A 15450-nucleotide genomic window follows, 5' to 3' on the forward strand; every position below is an offset into this window, starting at 1 on the left:
CATGTACACGAGCATTCAGGATCAGCTGACCGAGGAGCTGGACGGTATCCGCAGCGCGGGTCTGTTCAAGAATGAGCGGCGGATTTCCTCCCCGCAGTCCAACCATATTGAGGCGGCTACCCTCGACGGCGCCCCCCAGCGGGTACTGAACTTCTGCGCCAACAACTACCTGGGATTGGCTGATCACCCCGACATCATCGCCGCCGCGAAGCAGGCTCTCGACGACCGCGGGTTTGGGATGGCTTCGGTCCGGTTCATCTGTGGCACCCAGGACCTCCATCTGGAGCTCGAGGCGCGGGTGTCGAAGTTCCTTGGCACCGAGGACACCATTTTGTTCTCCTCGTGCTTCGACGCCAACGGTGGGGTCTTCGAGTCCCTGCTCACGGCCGAAGACGCGGTCATTTCTGATGCGCTGAACCATGCGTCGATCATCGATGGGATCCGACTGTCCAAGGCCCAGCGGTTCCGCTACGCCAACCGTGACATGGCCGATCTGGAAGCGAAGCTCAAGGAAGCAGCAGGAGCCCGCCGCACCCTGATCGTCACCGACGGGGTGTTCTCGATGGACGGGTACCTGGCTCCGCTGGAAGCCATCTGCGACCTCGCCGAGCAGTACGGCGCGATGGTCATGGTGGATGATTCACACGCCGTCGGCTTCATGGGCACAACCGGCGCTGGGACTCCCGAACACGCCGGAGTGTCCAGCCGGGTGGACATCTACACGGGCACCTTCGGGAAGGCACTGGGCGGGGCGTCCGGCGGCTACGTCGCAGCACACGCCGAGATCGTTGCCCTCCTTCGCCAGCGAGCCCGGCCGTACCTGTTCTCGAACTCCCTGGCACCGTCAATTGTCGCCGCCACCCTGACCGCCCTCGATCTGGTCCAGAACAGTGCCGACCTGCGGGCGCAACTCGAGGAAAACTCCGCTCTCTTCCGGCGCCGGATGACCGAGGAAGGGTTCGACCTGCTCGACGGCGAGCACGCGATTATCCCGGTGATGTTCGGCGACGCTGCGCTGGCTGCCAAGGCCGCCGACGCCATGCTGGCGCGCGGCGTGTTTGTTACGGCGTTCAGTTTCCCCGTGGTGCCGCGCGGCGCCGCCCGGATCCGGGTGCAGCTGTCCGCTGCCCACAGCGTCGAGGACATCGAGGCGTGTGTGCAGGCCTTCATCGGCGCGCGCGACGACGTCGCGGCAGCCACCTAGCCGGCGCGCCCCGGGCCGCCGGGTAGGCTGCAGGCATGGCACTCAACGCTGATGTTCTGATTGTGGGCGGCGGCATCGCCGGGCTGTCCCTGGCCTCCCGGCTGGCCGGGCACTGCACGGTGGTTCTGGTGGAGGCCGAACAGGAACTCGCCTACCACGCCTCCTCCCGATCGGCCCGGCAGCTCATCCCCAGCTACGGTCCTCCCGAAGTGCAGCAGCTCACCGATCGCACCCTCGAGCTGCTGCGCACCGCCGAAGTCGACCACCACCTCCGACTCCTGACGCCACGCAGCTTCATGCTGATCGGATCCGAGCAGGACGTCGCCGAACGCTCCAGTGGCGCCATGACGGCGATCAGCCACCAGGAGGCGCTGTCCCTTTGTCGGCAGCTCCGGCCGGAAGCATTCGCCGCCGCAGGCATCGACACCACCTCGGTGGGGCTCGATTCCGCTGCCCTGATCGCCCATCACCGGCAGGCAACGCTCACCGCCGGTGCCACCATCCTCACCGGCGCCAAGGTCCACTCGGCCCAACAGTTGAAGAACGGGTGGAATGTGGGGGCCGGCGCGCACGCCATTCATTCAACAGTTCTCGTGAACGCTGCCGGGGCGTGGGCCGATGAGGTTGCGGTGATCTCCGGAGCGGAAACCCAAGGGCTCCGGCCCTACCGGCGGACCGCCGCCGTCGTGGGGATGAGCGGTGAACTGGCACCGGGCACACCGATGGTCGCTGCCGCCGACGACAGCTTCTACTTCCGGCGTGAAGGGGCAGGGGCACTGATTTCGCCCTGCGAATCGGTGCCGAGCGTCCCCGAAGACGCCCAACCAGTCGCCGCGGACCTGGAGGTGTTGCTGCAGCGGATCACTGAGGCGACCACCCTGGGAATCACCTCAATCGACCGCGCCTGGACCGGGCTGCGCACCTCGACCAAAGCCGGGTTGCCGGTGGTCGGATTTGATCCTGAAGCCGCGGGCTTCTTCTGGCTGGCTGGCCAGGGCGGCTACGGTTTCCAGACGTCGTCGGGGATCGCCGAACTGGCGGCTGCACTGATCCTGGGCGAGGAGAGCACGATCCCGTCGCTGGCAGACCCGCTGCGCCCGACTCGCTGAGAACTGGGCACACTCACATCCTGGGCGCCGCCGTTTCCCCGCGAGGACGAGGTAAACGCCGGAGCCTGGCAGGTCTAGAATTGCGCTATGAAGGTCGATAAGACGCCACTGCCAGGCATCGGCGTGCGCAAGGAGATCGTGACGTCCTCAGGGCGCCGTATCGGAACTGTCACCCAGCGTGATGGTGAGACTGCCCTGATCATTTCCAGGCAGGACGATCCTGACGCCTGCCTGGTATCCATTCCCCTCACCACCGACGAAGCCGCAACTCTCGGGAGCCTGCTCGGCGCCCACCAGCTGGTAGCCCAGCTGACCGAGGAGCACCGGGAGCTTCCCGGTGTGAACACCCGCCAGTTCCTGATCACCAGCGGGTCGCCGTTTGACGGCTACCGGCTCGGCGAAACCAGGATGAGAACCCGCACCGGGGCCTCAGTGGTCGCTGCCCTGCGCGAGGGCAAGGTCGAACCCTCGCCAACCCCCGACTTCACCCTGCACTCCGGAGACCTCCTTGTTGCCGTCGGGACTGCCGATGGCCTGGACGCTGCCGCCGCAATCCTCAGCGGCGGCTGAGCCCGGTTTGGAGGCCAGCAGTGCGCTGACACTGATCGAACTGGGGGCGGTGTTCTTCTGCCTCGGAGTCCTCGGGCGTCTTGCCGGTCGGATTGGTCTCTCACCCATTCCGCTCTACCTCCTGGGCGGGCTGTTCTTCGGCAACGGTGGATTGATCGAGTTGGAAGGACTCGACGGATTCAGTGAAATCGCCAGTGAGATTGGCGTGATCCTGCTGCTGCTCATGCTGGGCCTCGAATATACGGCCAAAGAGCTGGTGACAGGGCTTCGGCAGTCCTGGCTCTCCGGTGTCCTGGACATCGTCCTGAATTTCACGCCCGGAGCCGTCGTCGCTCTGCTGCTGGGCTGGGGCCCGGTGGGGGCGATGGTGATGGGCGGGGTGACCTACATTTCGTCGTCCGGCATTGTAGCGAAGGTCCTCACCGACCTGGGCCGGCTGGGTAACCGGGAAACCCCGGTAATCCTGTCACTGCTCGTGTTTGAAGACCTGGCGATGGCCGTGTATCTACCCATTCTGACCACTGTCCTGGCCGGCGCGAGTTTTGCCGGCGGCATGCAGGCGGTGGGAATCTCCCTCGTCGTCGTGACTGTGGTGCTCATCATTGCCCTGCGGTTCGGCAACGTGGTCTCAGCGGTGGTGGACAGCAAGGATCGTGAAGTTTTCCTCCTGACCGTGCTCGGTGCGGCGCTGCTGGTGGCCGGCGTTGCGGCGGCGATGCAGGTGTCCGCCGCAGTCGGCGCCTTCTTGCTCGGCATCGCGATTTCGGGTGCAACAGCCACCAACGCCACCCGTCTGCTCGAACCCCTGCGGGACCTTTTTGCCGCCATCTTCTTCGTCGTGTTCGGTCTGAACACCGACCCTGCGACGATTCCCCCGGTGCTCGGTGTCGCGGTGCTGCTGGCCTTCATCACCGCCCTGACGAAGATCGGGACCGGGTGGTGGGCCGCACGGCGGCAGGGGGTAGGTCGGCTGGGTCGTGCGCGGGCCGGTGTCGCACTGATTGCCCGCGGTGAGTTCTCAATTGTGATCGCCGGACTGGCGGTCGCGTCGGGCGCAGTGACCGGCGAGCTGGCCGCCCTGGCCACCGCCTATGTGCTGCTGACCGCGATTCTCGGTCCGGTTGCGGCCCGCCTGGTCGAACCGGCGATGGGCTTGCTGCAGCGTAAACCCCGCCCCGAGCCGATTCCCGCCTAGTCCAGGATCTTGCCGACCGGTTCCCGCTTTTCCGCCTGGAACCGGTCCTCAGTTCGTCCGAGCGCCCAATAGCCTGACAGCGACACCTGGCTGCGGCTTAGCCCGTGCTCCACGAAGAAGACGTCGCGGAGCTGCTTCATAGCCTCCCGCTCCCCGTGCGCAAAGACCTGCACCCGGCCGCTGCGCCACTGCGCCTGCCGCACAGCCGCTGCCAGCAGGGTGCCCGCGGTGGTCCCGCGGCGGTACAGCCAGACAAGGTCAACCCCCGGGGGTGCGGTGAGGTCCTGGCGGTCGGCGTCGTCCCCCACCTCGATGAAGGCCAGCCCGACGGCGTCGGCCGGGAGCGTCTCAAGTGCCGCGGCCACCGCCGGCAGGGCGCTCTCATCGGCAGCGAAGAGGTGCCAGTCGGCGGTGGAGTCGGGGGCGTACCCGCCGCCGGGCCCGGTCACCACCAGGGTGTCTCCCGGCTGCGCTTTGGCCGCCCACGGTCCGGCACGTCCCTCGTCGCCATGCACCACAAAGTCGATGGCCAGACGCTGTGCGGCGTAATCCACCCAGCGCAGAGTGTAGGTCCGGGTGACGGGAAGGTCGGCGGGGTCGAGTGTCTCCCGGAGCGCCTGGTGATCGTACGGGGGCACCAGCCCGAGTTCGGGCCGGGCGAAATGGATTTTCACGTACCTGTCGGTGAACTCATTGCTCCCGAAGGCGGCGAATCCCTCGCCCCCTGCCACCACCCGCACCATGGCCGGGGTCAACCACTCGGTGCTCTGGACAGTCAGAACAGTCTGCGGCTTGGGTTTGCGCACCGGGGCAACGCTCATGGGGTCGAACTCCTTTAGCTGGTGTGGCCAGGCCACGCTCGCGGCCGCGTCTAGACGGTGCGGGCGTGCCAATCAACACTATCCCCGGGGTGCCTGAGGAAAAAGCTCGGGGCGTTGCTGGCAGCTCCTACTCGAGGCCATCGCCCAGGGCATGCTCCACGGCGGTGAGCAAGGACCCGTTGTCCACCAGGACACGGACCGCCTCGATCTCCGGTGCCAGATAGCGGTCGGTGCCGGGTCCTTCGACTACCTGACGGACTGCCGTGCGCACCGCGTGCGGCCCGACGGCACTGCGCGAGGTGGCCAGACCGCCGTCGCGCATGTCCAGGGCACGCGCCGAGGTGAGAATCTCGATGGCCAGCACCCGGGTCAACCCGTCCAGTGCGCGGCGGAGTTTGAGGCCAGCTGACCAGCCCATCGACACGTGGTCCTCCTGCATCGCCGAGGAGGGGATCGAATCCACTGAGGCGGGGTTCGCGAGCCGCTTCAGTTCGGACACAATTCCGGCCTGTGTGTACTGGGCAATCATGTGGCCTGAGTCGACGCCCGGATCATGCGCAAGGAACGGGTTCAGTCCGTGGTTGCGGGCCTTGTCCAGGAAACGGTCGGTGCGGCGTTCGCTCATGGAGGCCACATCGGCGACGGCGATGGCCAGGAAATCGAGTGCGTAACCTACGGGTGCGCCATGGAAATTGCCGTTGGACTCCACCCGACCGTCAACGGTGACCACCGGGTTGTCGATGGCCGATCCGAGCTCGATGGCGGCCACCGATTCGACGTAGGCAAGCGTTGACCGCGCCGCGCCGTGGACCTGCGGGGCGCAGCGCAGCGAATAGGCGTCCTGCACCCGGGTGCTGCGGTGTTCGCTGAGTTCGCTGGCCGAATGCTGCTGGATCAACGGCGACCCCGACAGGAGCCGGCGGATATTCGCGGCCGAAGTGATCTGGCCCGGGTGGGGGCGGAGCGCATGGATATCAGCGGCAAACACGCCGTCCGTTCCGAGGAGCCCCTCAACGCTCATGGCCGCGGCGAGATCGGCGGTTTGCAGAAGCCGGCGGAGGTCCGCCGAGGCCATGATCAGCATGCCGAGCATCCCGTCGGTGCCGTTGATCAGGGCGAGCCCTTCCTTTTCGCGCAGCTCCACCGGGGTGATCCCGGCGGCGGCCAACGCCTGCGCGGCGGGCCGCAGGGCGCCGTCGTCGTCGCGCACGTCCCCCTCACCCATCAGCGCGAGCGCGATGTGCGACAGCGGGGCCAGATCTCCGGAGCAGCCCAGCGAGCCATATTCGCCGATGACCGGGGTGATGCCCGCGTTGAGGAGCGCGGCGTAGGTCTGCGCAACGAGCGGGCGGACCCCGGTGCGTCCGGTGGCCATGGTGGAGAGCCGGCCGAGCATCAGCCCGCGAACTACCTCCCGGTCCACCTCGGCACCCGAGGACGCGGCGTGACTGCGGATCAGGCTCCGCTGCAGCTGGGTGCGCTGGGCCACCGGAATGTGGGTGGTGGCCAGGGCACCGAAGCCGGTGGACACGCCGTAGTGGGGCATCGGGTCGTTGACGAGGTCCTCGATCACCTGCCGTGAGGCTTCCATCGCGGTGATCGACTCCTGGAGGATGTCGACCCTCGCGCCATGACGTGCCACGGCGACGACGTCCTCCGGCCGTAGTGCGCCGACGCCCACGTTGACGGTCTGGGTACTGCCCACCTGGGACCCGCTTTCCTAAGAGTCTTGCCAATGAATGAAAAGAGCGTTTCAATAAGTGAAATGCATTACGACCAGCAATGCAAGACTCTCCGTTGAAAAGGAGGCACCAGATGGCCGACGCATCCACCCGCACCGTTGAACGAGCGTTACTCCTCCTCGGCGCCGTGTGTGACCGAGGTGTGGTCAGCCTGGCCGACGCCGCCCGGGACGCCACGCTTTCAGCCTCCACAGCACTCCGGCTGCTGCGCACCCTCGAATCCACCGGATTCGTCCGGAAGGACGACGACGGCTACCGACCCGGGATGCGCATCGTCCAGCTCGGCGCCCAGGCGCTCAGCCACGAGTCCCTGGTCTCCCTGGCGGGGGCAGCCCTGGACCGGTTGGTCGGCGGGACGGGGGAGTCCGCCTACCTGAACGTCCCCGCCGACGACGGCCATGGCATCTACATTGCCGTGCGCGAGGGAACCCACTCGGTCCGACACAGCAGCTGGGTGGGTCGTCGCATTCCCCTGACCGGCACCGCCGCCGGCAGTGTGCTGGCCGGCGAGGCGCCGTCCTGCGGCTACGTCGTGGTCCGCAACGGTATCGAACCCGACGTCACCGCTGTCGCCGCCCCAGTGATGATCGGTGACCGGATCGCCGCCTCGCTCAGTGTGGTGGTTCCCAGTTACCGCATCAGCGAGCAGCAGGCCGAGACCCTCGGCCAACTGGTTGCTGCAGAAGCCCGCAGCATCCTGAACACTTCCACCTCCGCTCCCGGCGGCACGCATCCGGGAGACACCGACATCCAGGGAGAATCCGCATGAGTCAGTCGTTCACTCAACACGACCCCACCCGTTCCATCCGCGCGGCGCGGGGCACCACGCTCACCGCCAAGAGCTGGCAGACCGAGGCGCCCCTGCGCATGCTCATGAACAACCTCGACCCCGAAGTCGCCGAACGCCCCGAGGACCTGGTGGTCTACGGCGGTACCGGCCGTGCCGCGCGCAGCTGGGAAGCCTACGACGCGATCGTCAGGTCTTTGGAGGACCTCGAAGACGACGAGACCCTGCTGGTGCAGTCGGGGAAACCCGTCGGCATCTTCCGCACCAACACGTGGGCGCCGCGCGTCCTGCTGGCCAACTCCAACCTGGTGGGGGACTGGGCCACCTGGCCCGAGTTCCGCAAGCTCGAGGCCGAGGGCCTGATGATGTACGGGCAGATGACCGCCGGCTCCTGGATCTACATTGGCACCCAGGGCATCCTGCAGGGCACCTACGAGACGTTCGCGGCGATCGCCCGCAAACTGTTCAAGTCCCCGACCGCCACGCTCGCCGGGACGCTGACCCTGACCGCCGGGTGCGGTGGCATGGGTGGTGCCCAGCCGCTCGCCGTCACCCTGAACGGTGGTGCCGTGCTGATTGTCGACGTCGACCGGTCCCGGCTGGAGCGCCGCTCCGCGAAACGCTGCCTCGACGTCGTCGCCACCGACCTTGAGGACGGCCTGCGCCAGGTGCTGGCGGCCAAGGCGGAGAAACGCGCCCTGTCGGTCGGCGTCGTCGGCAATGCTGCTGAAGTCTTCCCCGAGCTGCTGCGCCGCCATTTGGCCGGGGAGCTCACCATCGACATTGTCACCGACCAGACGTCGGCGCACGATCCGCTGAGCTACCTGCCGGAGGGCATGTCAACCGACGAGTGGGACCGGGAGGCGAAGGGTGATCCCGACGGGTTCACCAAAAAGGCGCAGACCTCGATGGCCCACCATGTTGAGGCGATGGTCGGCTTCCAGGACGCGGGCGCCGAGGTCTTCGACTACGGCAACTCCATCCGCGACGAGGCCCGCCAGGGCGGTTATGCACGAGCCTTCGCCTTTCCCGGTTTTGTCCCCGCCTACATCCGCCCGCTGTTCTGCGAAGGTATGGGTCCGTTCCGCTGGGTGGCACTCTCCGGCGACCCGGCCGACATAGCCGTCACCGACGCGGCGCTGAAGGAGCTGTTCCCCGAGAACGCCCACCTGCACCGCTGGCTCGACGCCGCCGGCGACCTGGTCGAGTTTGAGGGCCTCCCGGCGCGGATCTGCTGGCTCGGCTACGGGGACCGGGCCAAGGCCGGGTTGCTGTTCAACCAGCTCGTCGCCGACGGCAAGGTGTCAGCGCCCATCGTCATCGGCCGCGACCACCTCGACTCCGGATCGGTCGCCTCACCGTATCGGGAGACCGAGGCCATGGCCGACGGGTCCGACGCCGTCGCGGACTGGCCACTGCTCAACGCGCTCCTGAACACGTCTTCGGGGGCCACCTGGGTGTCCATCCATCACGGTGGAGGGGTGGGCATTGGCCGGTCCATCCACGCTGGCCAGGTATCCGTGGCCGACGGGACACCGCTCGCCGCCGAGAAACTGGAACGGCTGCTCACCAACGATCCCGGGATGGGCGTGATCCGCCACGTCGACGCCGGGTACGACAGGGCGTCCGAGGTTGCGGCAGAGCGCGGAGTCCGCATCCCCATGGCAGACTGACTCATCTGGCGCTTGGCGGCCTCCGGCCCCCTGCTCGATCCTGTTGGCATGGAGATTAGATGGTGGAGAAATCGATGAATACCGTTGGTGAGATGCTTGAGTCGATTTCCGGCGTCGGACTCGACTCCCATCGGGGTGGGTATTCCCGGCCGGTGTTCTCCTCAGCCGAGCTCGAGTTGCGCGACTGGTTCACCGCCGAGGCATCGCGGCGCGGGCTCGAGGTCAGCACCGACCGCAACGGCATTATGTGGGGCTGGTGGGATGCTGCGTCGGGGGACCGCGCCGGCGCCCTGGTCACCGGCAGCCACCTCGACTCGGTGCCCGGCGGCGGGGCATTCGACGGGCCACTCGGCGTTGCCGCAGCGCTCGCCGCCGTCGACGTCCTGAAGGAACGCGGCGTCGAGCCGCGCCGCTCGCTCGCTGTCACCGTTTTTCCCGAGGAGGAAGGCTCCCGGTTCGGGGTGGCCTGCCTCGGATCGCGGCTCCTCACCGGCGCCATCAACGCCGATAAGGTGCGGAACCTCAAAGACCCCGTCGGCAACACCTTCGCCGACGTCAGCCGGAAGCACGGACTGGATCCGGCACGCCTCGGCCGCGACGAGGAGGCGCTCCGGACCATCGGCGACTTCGTCGAACTCCACGTTGAACAGGGCCGGGCGCTGATCGACCTGGACGCGCCGGTCGGTGTCGGCTCCTCCATCCTCGGGCACGGACGGTGGCGGCTGAGCGTCGAAGGCCAGGGCAACCACGCCGGCACCACCCTGATGGCAGACCGCGCCGACCCGATGGTCGTCGCCGCACAGATCATCCTGGCCATCCGCCGGATCGCCGCAGCACAGGATGACGCCCGCGCCACCGTCGGCCGGCTGCAGCCCGTCCCGGGCGGCACCAACGTGATTGCTTCCCGCGTGGACCTGTGGCTCGACGTCCGCCACCCCGACGACGCCGTCACCGCAGCCCTCGTGGAGTCGATCCACGGACAGGCCCAGAAGGCAGCGGCATTCGAAGGCTGTGCAGTGACCCTCACCGAGGAATCCTTCAGCAGCACCGTCCACTTCGATGCACCCCTGCAACGCCAACTGCAGAACTCGCTGCGCCGGTCGAACGCCGGGAACCAAGTACCCGCCCTGCCCACCGGGGCCGGGCACGACGCCGGGGTGCTGGCCGGCTACGTCCCCTCAGCCATGGTCTACATCCGTAACCCGACCGGCATCAGCCACTCGCCGGAAGAGTACGTTGAACGCGACGACGCCGACCTTGCAGCCACAGCGCTCGCCGACGTGCTGGAAGACCTGCTGTGAGGACGTTCTGGTGTGAACAGGCCTGGGTTGCCGGGCAGGGCATCCAGCCCCGCGTCCGCATCGAGGCCGACGACGCCGGCACCATCACCGGCGTGACCTGGAACGTTGACGCCGCACCTGACGACAGCAGGGACCTCACCGGGGTGGTGTTCCCGGCCGCCGCGAACGCCCACTCGCACGCGTTCCACCGGGTGCTCCGGGGACGCACCCACGACGGCGGCGGCGACTTCTGGGTCTGGCGCGAGGAGATGTACCGCGCGGCCGGAACGCTGACCCCCGCCAGCTACGAGCGGCTCGCCACCGCGGTGTTCGCCGAGATGGTGGTCACCGGCTGGACCAGCGTCGCCGAATTCCACTACGTACACCACCAGCCCGGTGGTGAACCCTACGAGTCCACCGGGGAAGGCCCGCATGCCATGGAGTTGGCCCTGTGCCGCGCCGCCGTCGCAGCCGGGATCCGGCTGACACTGCTGGACACCTGCTACCTCGCCGGGGGCATCGGGAAGCCGCTGAACCCTGATCAGGAACGCTTCGGCGACGCCGACGCCGGTGCCTGGCTTCACCGGTTCGCTGACCTCCGCCGGAGCGTCGCCGCACACTTTGACCCGGCCTTCGTCACGGTCGGTGCTGCCCTGCACTCGGTCCGTGCTGTCCCCGAGGACGCCCTCCGGACAATCGCTGCGGGCCTCCCCGCCGACCTCCCCCTGCACATCCACCTGTCGGAACAGCCGGCAGAAAACGCCGACTGCGAAAAGCACTACGGCACCACACCCACCGGATTGCTCCACCGGCATGGGTTGCTTTCCGAACGGCTGAGCGTCGTCCACGCCACCCACCTCACCGATGACGACATCGCACTGCTGGGAGGCGCCGGGACCACGGCTGTCCTCTGCCCCACCACAGAGGCGGACCTGGCCGATGGGATCGGCCCCGCCCGGGCCTTGCGGGACGCCGGGGCCCGGATTGCGCTCGGCACCGACCAGCACGCGGTGATCGACCCCTGGCTGGAAATGCGGGCCCTCGAACACGGGGAACGGCTCGGCTCGGGCCAGCGCGGCAGGTTCAGCCCCGCAGACCTGCTCGACGCAGCCACCACCGGCGCCGCCCACTCGATGGCCACCCCCGCAGCCGCCATCGAGGTCGGGCGGCCCTGCGACCTGGTCAGCGTGAATCCGGCGTCGCTGCGCACCGCCGGATCCGATCCCGCCCAGCTCCCGCTCACTGCCACCGCCGCCGATGTGACCGCCATCGTCGTCGCCGGTCGTGTGGTTACCCGGGACGGGCAGCACGTCGACCTTGGCGATCCGGCCGCCCTGCTGGCCACCGCACTGCAGGCCAGCACCCTGGAGGGACACCCATGAGTACCCTGATCACCAACATCGGTGAACTGATGACGCAAGACCACGAGCATGCGGTTCTGAAAAATGCGGCAGTGGTGTTCGAAGGGGAGCGGATCAGCTGGATCGGCGCGGCAGCCGATGCGCCAGCCGCCGACGAAAGGATCGACGCGGGCGGCCGCGCCGGGCTTCCGGGCTGGGTAGACAGTCACACCCACCTGGTCTTTGCGGGAGACCGGACCGCCGAATTCGAGGCGCGGATGGCGGGCGAGGACTACGCCGCCGGCGGCATCGCGGTCACCACCGACGCCACCCGGGCCGCCACGGATTATGACCTCACCCGGCTTCTCCTCGGCCGGGTGGCCGAAGCGAACGCCGGCGGCACCACCTACCTGGAGACCAAGACCGGGTACGGGCTCGACGTCGACCACGAAGCCCGCAGCGCCCGCATCGCCGCCGGCGTCGTCGACGAGGTGACCTATCTGGGTGCACACCTCGTCCCGGCCGGGCTCGATCCGGAGGACTACGTCCGCCTGGTCTGCGGGCCAATGCTCGACGCCGTGCGCCCCTATGTCAGCTGGGCCGACGTGTTCTGTGAACGTGGTGCCTTCACCGCCGAGCAGTCCCGCGAGATCCTCGCCGCCTGCCGGGATGCGGGGTTGGGGCTTCGGGTGCACGGGAACCAGCTGGGCCCCGGTGCCGGGGTGCAGCTCGCCGTCGAGTTCGGCGCCGCCAGCGTGGACCATGTGAACCATCTGACCGGGGCGGACCTCGACGCGCTCGCCAGCACCTGGTCCGGGTACGACGACGGCTCCGGGCCCCGCGGGACGGTGGCCACCTGTCTGCCGGCCTGCGACCTATCCACCCGCCAGCCATTGGCCCGTGGCCGTGAGTTGCTGGACGCCGGCGTTCAGATAGCCTTGGCATCCAACTGCAATCCGGGCACCTCGTACACCACCTCGATGGCCTACTGCGTGACCACGGCCGTCCTGCAGATGCGGCTGAGTGTTCACGAAGCCGTCCGGGCGGCTACCGCCGGCGGAGCACTGGCGCTGCGCCGGGAGACAGGGGTCGACGCCGACGGTGCCCGCGCGGTCGGGTCGCTCGCCGTCGGGCACCGGGCCGACGTCCAGCTGCTGAACGCGCCGTCCGTCACCCATCTCGCTTATCGGCCGGGAGTACCGCTGACGCACGCCGTCTGGAAGCAGGGCAGCAGGATCGTCTGAGCATGGCAGATCATTACTCATCGTCTAGGACAGCAGCTGACCGCAAAGGGTCCTAGGCTGGGGCCAGAATCCGCCGCCGGGCGGGATCTGCGCGAAGGAGCGAGAGGACCGGAAATGATGAACTGGAAGATTGAAGTTGTCCCGATTCCCGTCACGGATGTGGACCGGGCCAAGGCCTTTTACGTGGACCAGGTCGGCTTTAACGCTGACCACGACCAGCAGGTCGATGAGACCCTCCGTTTCGTGCAGCTGACTCCGCCGGGTTCGGCCTGCTCGATCGTGATGGGAACGGGTCTGGTCGACATGCCGCCCGGATCTCAGAAGGGGGTGATGATCGTGGTTCCCAACGCTGATGAAGCGCTCCAGCACCTCACCGATCAGGGTGTCCAGGCCCGCGGCGTCGAAGAGCTGGAGTGGGGACGGTTCGTGTATTTCGCGGATCCAGACGGCAACGAGTGGACCCTGCAGGAGCTCCCCAGCTATTCCTGAACCCGTGACCCCGCCCGTGACCCCGCCCGTGACCCCGCCCGGCCCCGGACGGATCACGGACCGGGTTACTTCACGGCACCCGCGGTGAGGCCACCGATCAGGCGCTTCTCGATCAGAGCGAACAAAATGATCACCGGGATGATCGCGACAATTGAAATCCCAAACACGTACTGCCACGAGGTGGCATATTGCCCAATGAACTTGGTCAGCGCGACTGATAGCGGCTGATTCTCCGCGGTCGACATGATCACCAGGGAAGCAGCGAACTCGTTCCAGGAGGACACAAAGGTGAAGATGACGGCGGTGACGATGCCCGGCCAGACCAGGGGAAGGTTGACCCGGAACATCACGGTCAGCTTCCCGGCGCCATCCAGTTGGGCCGCTTCGTCGATTTCTTTGGGAATCGCCGCGAAGAAGCTGTGCATGATCCACAGCGCGAACGAGAGGTTGAACGCCGCGTTGATCAGAATCATGGCCAGCCAGGTGTCGTTGATCCCCAGCAGCAACATTTCACGAAACAGACCGGCGGTCAGTACAGCTGGTTGCAGCATCTGGGTGACGATGACCAGGAACAGGAACACCGTCTTTCCGGGGAACCGGAACCTGGCTGTGTAGTACGCCGCGGGGGTGGCCACCAGAAGGACGAGGAGGGTCGCAAACACCGCAATGATGATCGTGGAGATCAGATTGTAGGGCAACGGCGTTTCAGGGGTGTCCCACATCGTTGCATAGTTGCTCCACTGCAGGCCCTCGGTGGGGAAGTAGGCGGGGGGCACTGAGAGGATCTCTGACCGGGTCTTCAGCGAGCCCACCAGCATGATGCCGTAGGGCAGCAGGAACACGAGTGCGACGACGGCGCCAATCGCCATCCGAAGGCCCATCCTGCGGCCGGAGACCTGGTCGGCGCCGTAACGCTTCTGCCGTGCTTTCACCGGGGGCAGCGCTGAGCGTTCCGACTCGTTGAGCGTGGTTGTCGACATGCCTAGACCTCCTTCATCGGCTTGACGATTTTCACGTACGCCGCAACGATCACGATCACGATGGCGAAGTTGACCACGCTGAGCGCACTGGCAATGTCCACTCGCCGATCAAACTGCAGCACCTTGAAGATGTAGGTCATGAGGGTATCCGCCTGGTACCCGGGGATCGATCCGGTGATAATCCTGAGGATCGGGAGGTTGTTGAACACATTGATGATGTTGATCAGGACCGCGACGGCGAGAGCCCCACGAAGCTGCGGCAGCACAATGCTGAAGTAGGTGCGAACAGGCCCGGCACCGTCCATCTTGGCCGCCTCCAGGGCGTCCTCAGGCACCGACTGCAAGCCAGCGAGCAGGGTGTAGGCGGTAAAGGGGATGGACACGAACACCGCCACGATGATGGCCACTCCGAGGGCCGGAAGAACATTTTTGGTGAACCCATAGGGCGAGTCCAGAATGCCGATGTCCACCAGGAAGGTGTTCATGATGCCGTAGTTGCTGTCCAGGCCGTAGTAGAACACGGTGGTGGTCATCACCACACTGGCAGCCCAGGGGACCACCACCGCCATCCTGACAAAGGTGCGGCCAGGAAAGGGCTTGTTCAGGAACTGGGCCAGGATGAGCGAGAGGAGCACTGTCAACGACACCACCACCACTACCCAGACCACAGTATTGAGCAGTACACGGGGCAGATTGGGGTCCGAGAACACCTCGGCGAAGTTGGCGAACCCGGCTGAGCCTTGATCGATTCCGCTCTGGCTGATTTCCCGGGTGGAGTTGTAGATCATGAACCCGGCCGGAAAGATCACGATCGCGAAGATCAGGAGGAGGACGGGTCCGATCCAGGGGAGGGCGGCGGGCAGGCCGTCGGAATCTTGGTTGCGGCGCTTGCGTCCAGGGGATGTGGGCGGACCTGCCAGCACGGGCTGTGCGCTCATCGTCAATAGCTCATCTCTCTACCACCAATGGTTGGGTGCCAGCGCCGGTGCGGTCCGTGATGGACCGCACCGGCGCCG

14 protein-coding genes are annotated in these 15450 nt (G+C 66.9%); 10 read left to right on the forward strand and 4 right to left on the reverse strand.

What is annotated here, in order from left to right; genetic code table 11:
• The first annotated feature begins 1 nt into the window (after position 1).
• From ABD059_RS08740 to ABD059_RS08755, 4 genes are all read left to right on the forward strand, one after another.
• Positions 2–1204: a glycine C-acetyltransferase gene (locus tag ABD059_RS08740; RefSeq protein WP_343879085.1), complete on the forward strand. Its 1203-nt coding sequence runs from the start codon at positions 2–4 to the stop codon at positions 1202–1204.
• Between the two features lie 35 nt (positions 1205–1239).
• Positions 1240–2313: an NAD(P)/FAD-dependent oxidoreductase gene (locus ABD059_RS08745; protein WP_343879087.1), complete on the forward strand. Its 1074-nt coding sequence runs from the start codon at positions 1240–1242 to the stop codon at positions 2311–2313.
• An 87-nt stretch (positions 2314–2400) separates the two neighbouring features.
• The gene (locus ABD059_RS08750) at positions 2401–2883 is read left to right on the forward strand and encodes a cation:proton antiporter regulatory subunit (protein ID WP_343879089.1); all 483 of its coding nucleotides are present in this window, start codon (positions 2401–2403) and stop codon (positions 2881–2883) included.
• Complete coding sequence (locus ABD059_RS08755) at positions 2843–4078, forward strand: cation:proton antiporter (RefSeq protein ID WP_343879091.1); 1236 nt, start codon at positions 2843–2845, stop codon at positions 4076–4078. The genes ABD059_RS08750 and ABD059_RS08755 overlap by 41 nt, the downstream gene beginning before the upstream one ends.
• On the opposite strand, the gene ABD059_RS08760 is transcribed toward ABD059_RS08755, so the two are convergent.
• Positions 4075–4899, reverse strand: coding sequence for a siderophore-interacting protein (locus ABD059_RS08760; protein ID WP_343879093.1), 825 nt, complete (start codon positions 4897–4899; stop codon positions 4075–4077). The two genes, ABD059_RS08755 and ABD059_RS08760, sit on opposite strands and share 4 nt — an antisense overlap.
• Before the next feature lie 127 nt (positions 4900–5026).
• The gene (hutH, locus tag ABD059_RS08765; RefSeq protein ID WP_343879095.1) at positions 5027–6604 is read right to left on the reverse strand and encodes a histidine ammonia-lyase; all 1578 of its coding nucleotides are present in this window, start codon (positions 6602–6604) and stop codon (positions 5027–5029) included.
• Positions 6605–6714: 110 nt separating this feature from the next.
• On the opposite strand from hutH, the gene ABD059_RS08770 reads away from it, so the two are divergent.
• The 6 genes from ABD059_RS08770 (at position 6715) to ABD059_RS08795 (ending at position 13454) form a co-directional block, all read left to right on the forward strand.
• Positions 6715–7410, forward strand: a complete 696-nt coding sequence (locus ABD059_RS08770) for an IclR family transcriptional regulator (RefSeq protein WP_343879097.1) — start codon at positions 6715–6717, stop codon at positions 7408–7410.
• Positions 7407–9101, forward strand: coding sequence for a urocanate hydratase (hutU, locus tag ABD059_RS08775; RefSeq protein WP_343879099.1), 1695 nt, complete (start codon positions 7407–7409; stop codon positions 9099–9101). The genes ABD059_RS08770 and hutU overlap by 4 nt, the downstream gene beginning before the upstream one ends.
• A gap of 74 nt (positions 9102–9175) precedes the next feature.
• Entirely contained in the window at positions 9176–10402 is a 1227-nt protein-coding gene (locus ABD059_RS08780; RefSeq protein WP_343879101.1) for an allantoate amidohydrolase, read from the forward strand.
• Entirely contained in the window at positions 10399–11763 is a 1365-nt protein-coding gene (locus ABD059_RS08785; protein WP_343879103.1) for a formimidoylglutamate deiminase, read from the forward strand. Before ABD059_RS08780 ends, ABD059_RS08785 begins: the two co-directional genes overlap by 4 nt.
• Positions 11760–12965 carry an amidohydrolase family protein gene (locus ABD059_RS08790; RefSeq protein ID WP_343879105.1) on the forward strand — a complete coding sequence of 402 codons (1206 nt, stop codon included), beginning with the start codon at positions 11760–11762 and terminating at the stop codon, positions 12963–12965. The genes ABD059_RS08785 and ABD059_RS08790 overlap by 4 nt, the downstream gene beginning before the upstream one ends.
• Positions 12966–13082: 117 nt before the next feature.
• Positions 13083–13454, forward strand: a complete 372-nt coding sequence (locus ABD059_RS08795; RefSeq protein WP_343879212.1) for a glyoxalase superfamily protein — start codon at positions 13083–13085, stop codon at positions 13452–13454.
• A gap of 65 nt (positions 13455–13519) precedes the next feature.
• On the opposite strand, the gene ABD059_RS08800 is transcribed toward ABD059_RS08795, so the two are convergent.
• Both ABD059_RS08800 and ABD059_RS08805 read right to left on the reverse strand, forming a co-directional pair.
• Positions 13520–14434, reverse strand: coding sequence for a carbohydrate ABC transporter permease (locus ABD059_RS08800; protein WP_343879107.1), 915 nt, complete (start codon positions 14432–14434; stop codon positions 13520–13522).
• A 2-nt stretch (positions 14435–14436) separates the two neighbouring features.
• On the reverse strand, positions 14437–15372 hold the full coding sequence (locus ABD059_RS08805) for a carbohydrate ABC transporter permease (RefSeq protein ID WP_343879109.1): 936 nt from the start codon (positions 15370–15372) through the stop codon (positions 14437–14439).
• Between the last annotated feature and the right edge of the window lie 78 nt (positions 15373–15450).

The organism is Arthrobacter flavus (assembly GCF_039526005.1).
GTDB classification, from domain to species: Bacteria; Actinomycetota; Actinomycetes; order Actinomycetales; family Micrococcaceae; genus Arthrobacter_D; species Arthrobacter_D flavus.

What these genes read in the sequence shown, in the direction of transcription:
- ABD059_RS08740 (WP_343879085.1), top strand. Translation starts at nt 2, where the DNA reads ATGTACACGAGCATTCAGGATCAGCTGACCGAGGAGCTGGACGGTATC.
- ABD059_RS08745 (WP_343879087.1), top strand. Translation starts at nt 1,240, where the DNA reads ATGGCACTCAACGCTGATGTTCTGATTGTGGGCGGCGGCATCGCCGGG.
- ABD059_RS08750 (WP_343879089.1), top strand. Translation starts at nt 2,401, where the DNA reads ATGAAGGTCGATAAGACGCCACTGCCAGGCATCGGCGTGCGCAAGGAG.
- ABD059_RS08755 (WP_343879091.1), top strand. Translation starts at nt 2,843, where the DNA reads ATGGCCTGGACGCTGCCGCCGCAATCCTCAGCGGCGGCTGAGCCCGGT.
- ABD059_RS08760 (WP_343879093.1), bottom strand. Translation starts at nt 4,899, where the DNA reads ATGAGCGTTGCCCCGGTGCGCAAACCCAAGCCGCAGACTGTTCTGACT.
- ABD059_RS08770 (WP_343879097.1), top strand. Translation starts at nt 6,715, where the DNA reads ATGGCCGACGCATCCACCCGCACCGTTGAACGAGCGTTACTCCTCCTC.
- hutU (WP_343879099.1), top strand. Translation starts at nt 7,407, where the DNA reads ATGAGTCAGTCGTTCACTCAACACGACCCCACCCGTTCCATCCGCGCG.
- ABD059_RS08780 (WP_343879101.1), top strand. Translation starts at nt 9,176, where the DNA reads ATGAATACCGTTGGTGAGATGCTTGAGTCGATTTCCGGCGTCGGACTC.
- ABD059_RS08790 (WP_343879105.1), top strand. Translation starts at nt 11,760, where the DNA reads ATGAGTACCCTGATCACCAACATCGGTGAACTGATGACGCAAGACCAC.
- ABD059_RS08795 (WP_343879212.1), top strand. Translation starts at nt 13,083, where the DNA reads ATGAACTGGAAGATTGAAGTTGTCCCGATTCCCGTCACGGATGTGGAC.
- ABD059_RS08800 (WP_343879107.1), bottom strand. Translation starts at nt 14,434, where the DNA reads ATGTCGACAACCACGCTCAACGAGTCGGAACGCTCAGCGCTGCCCCCG.
- ABD059_RS08805 (WP_343879109.1), bottom strand. Translation starts at nt 15,372, where the DNA reads ATGAGCGCACAGCCCGTGCTGGCAGGTCCGCCCACATCCCCTGGACGC.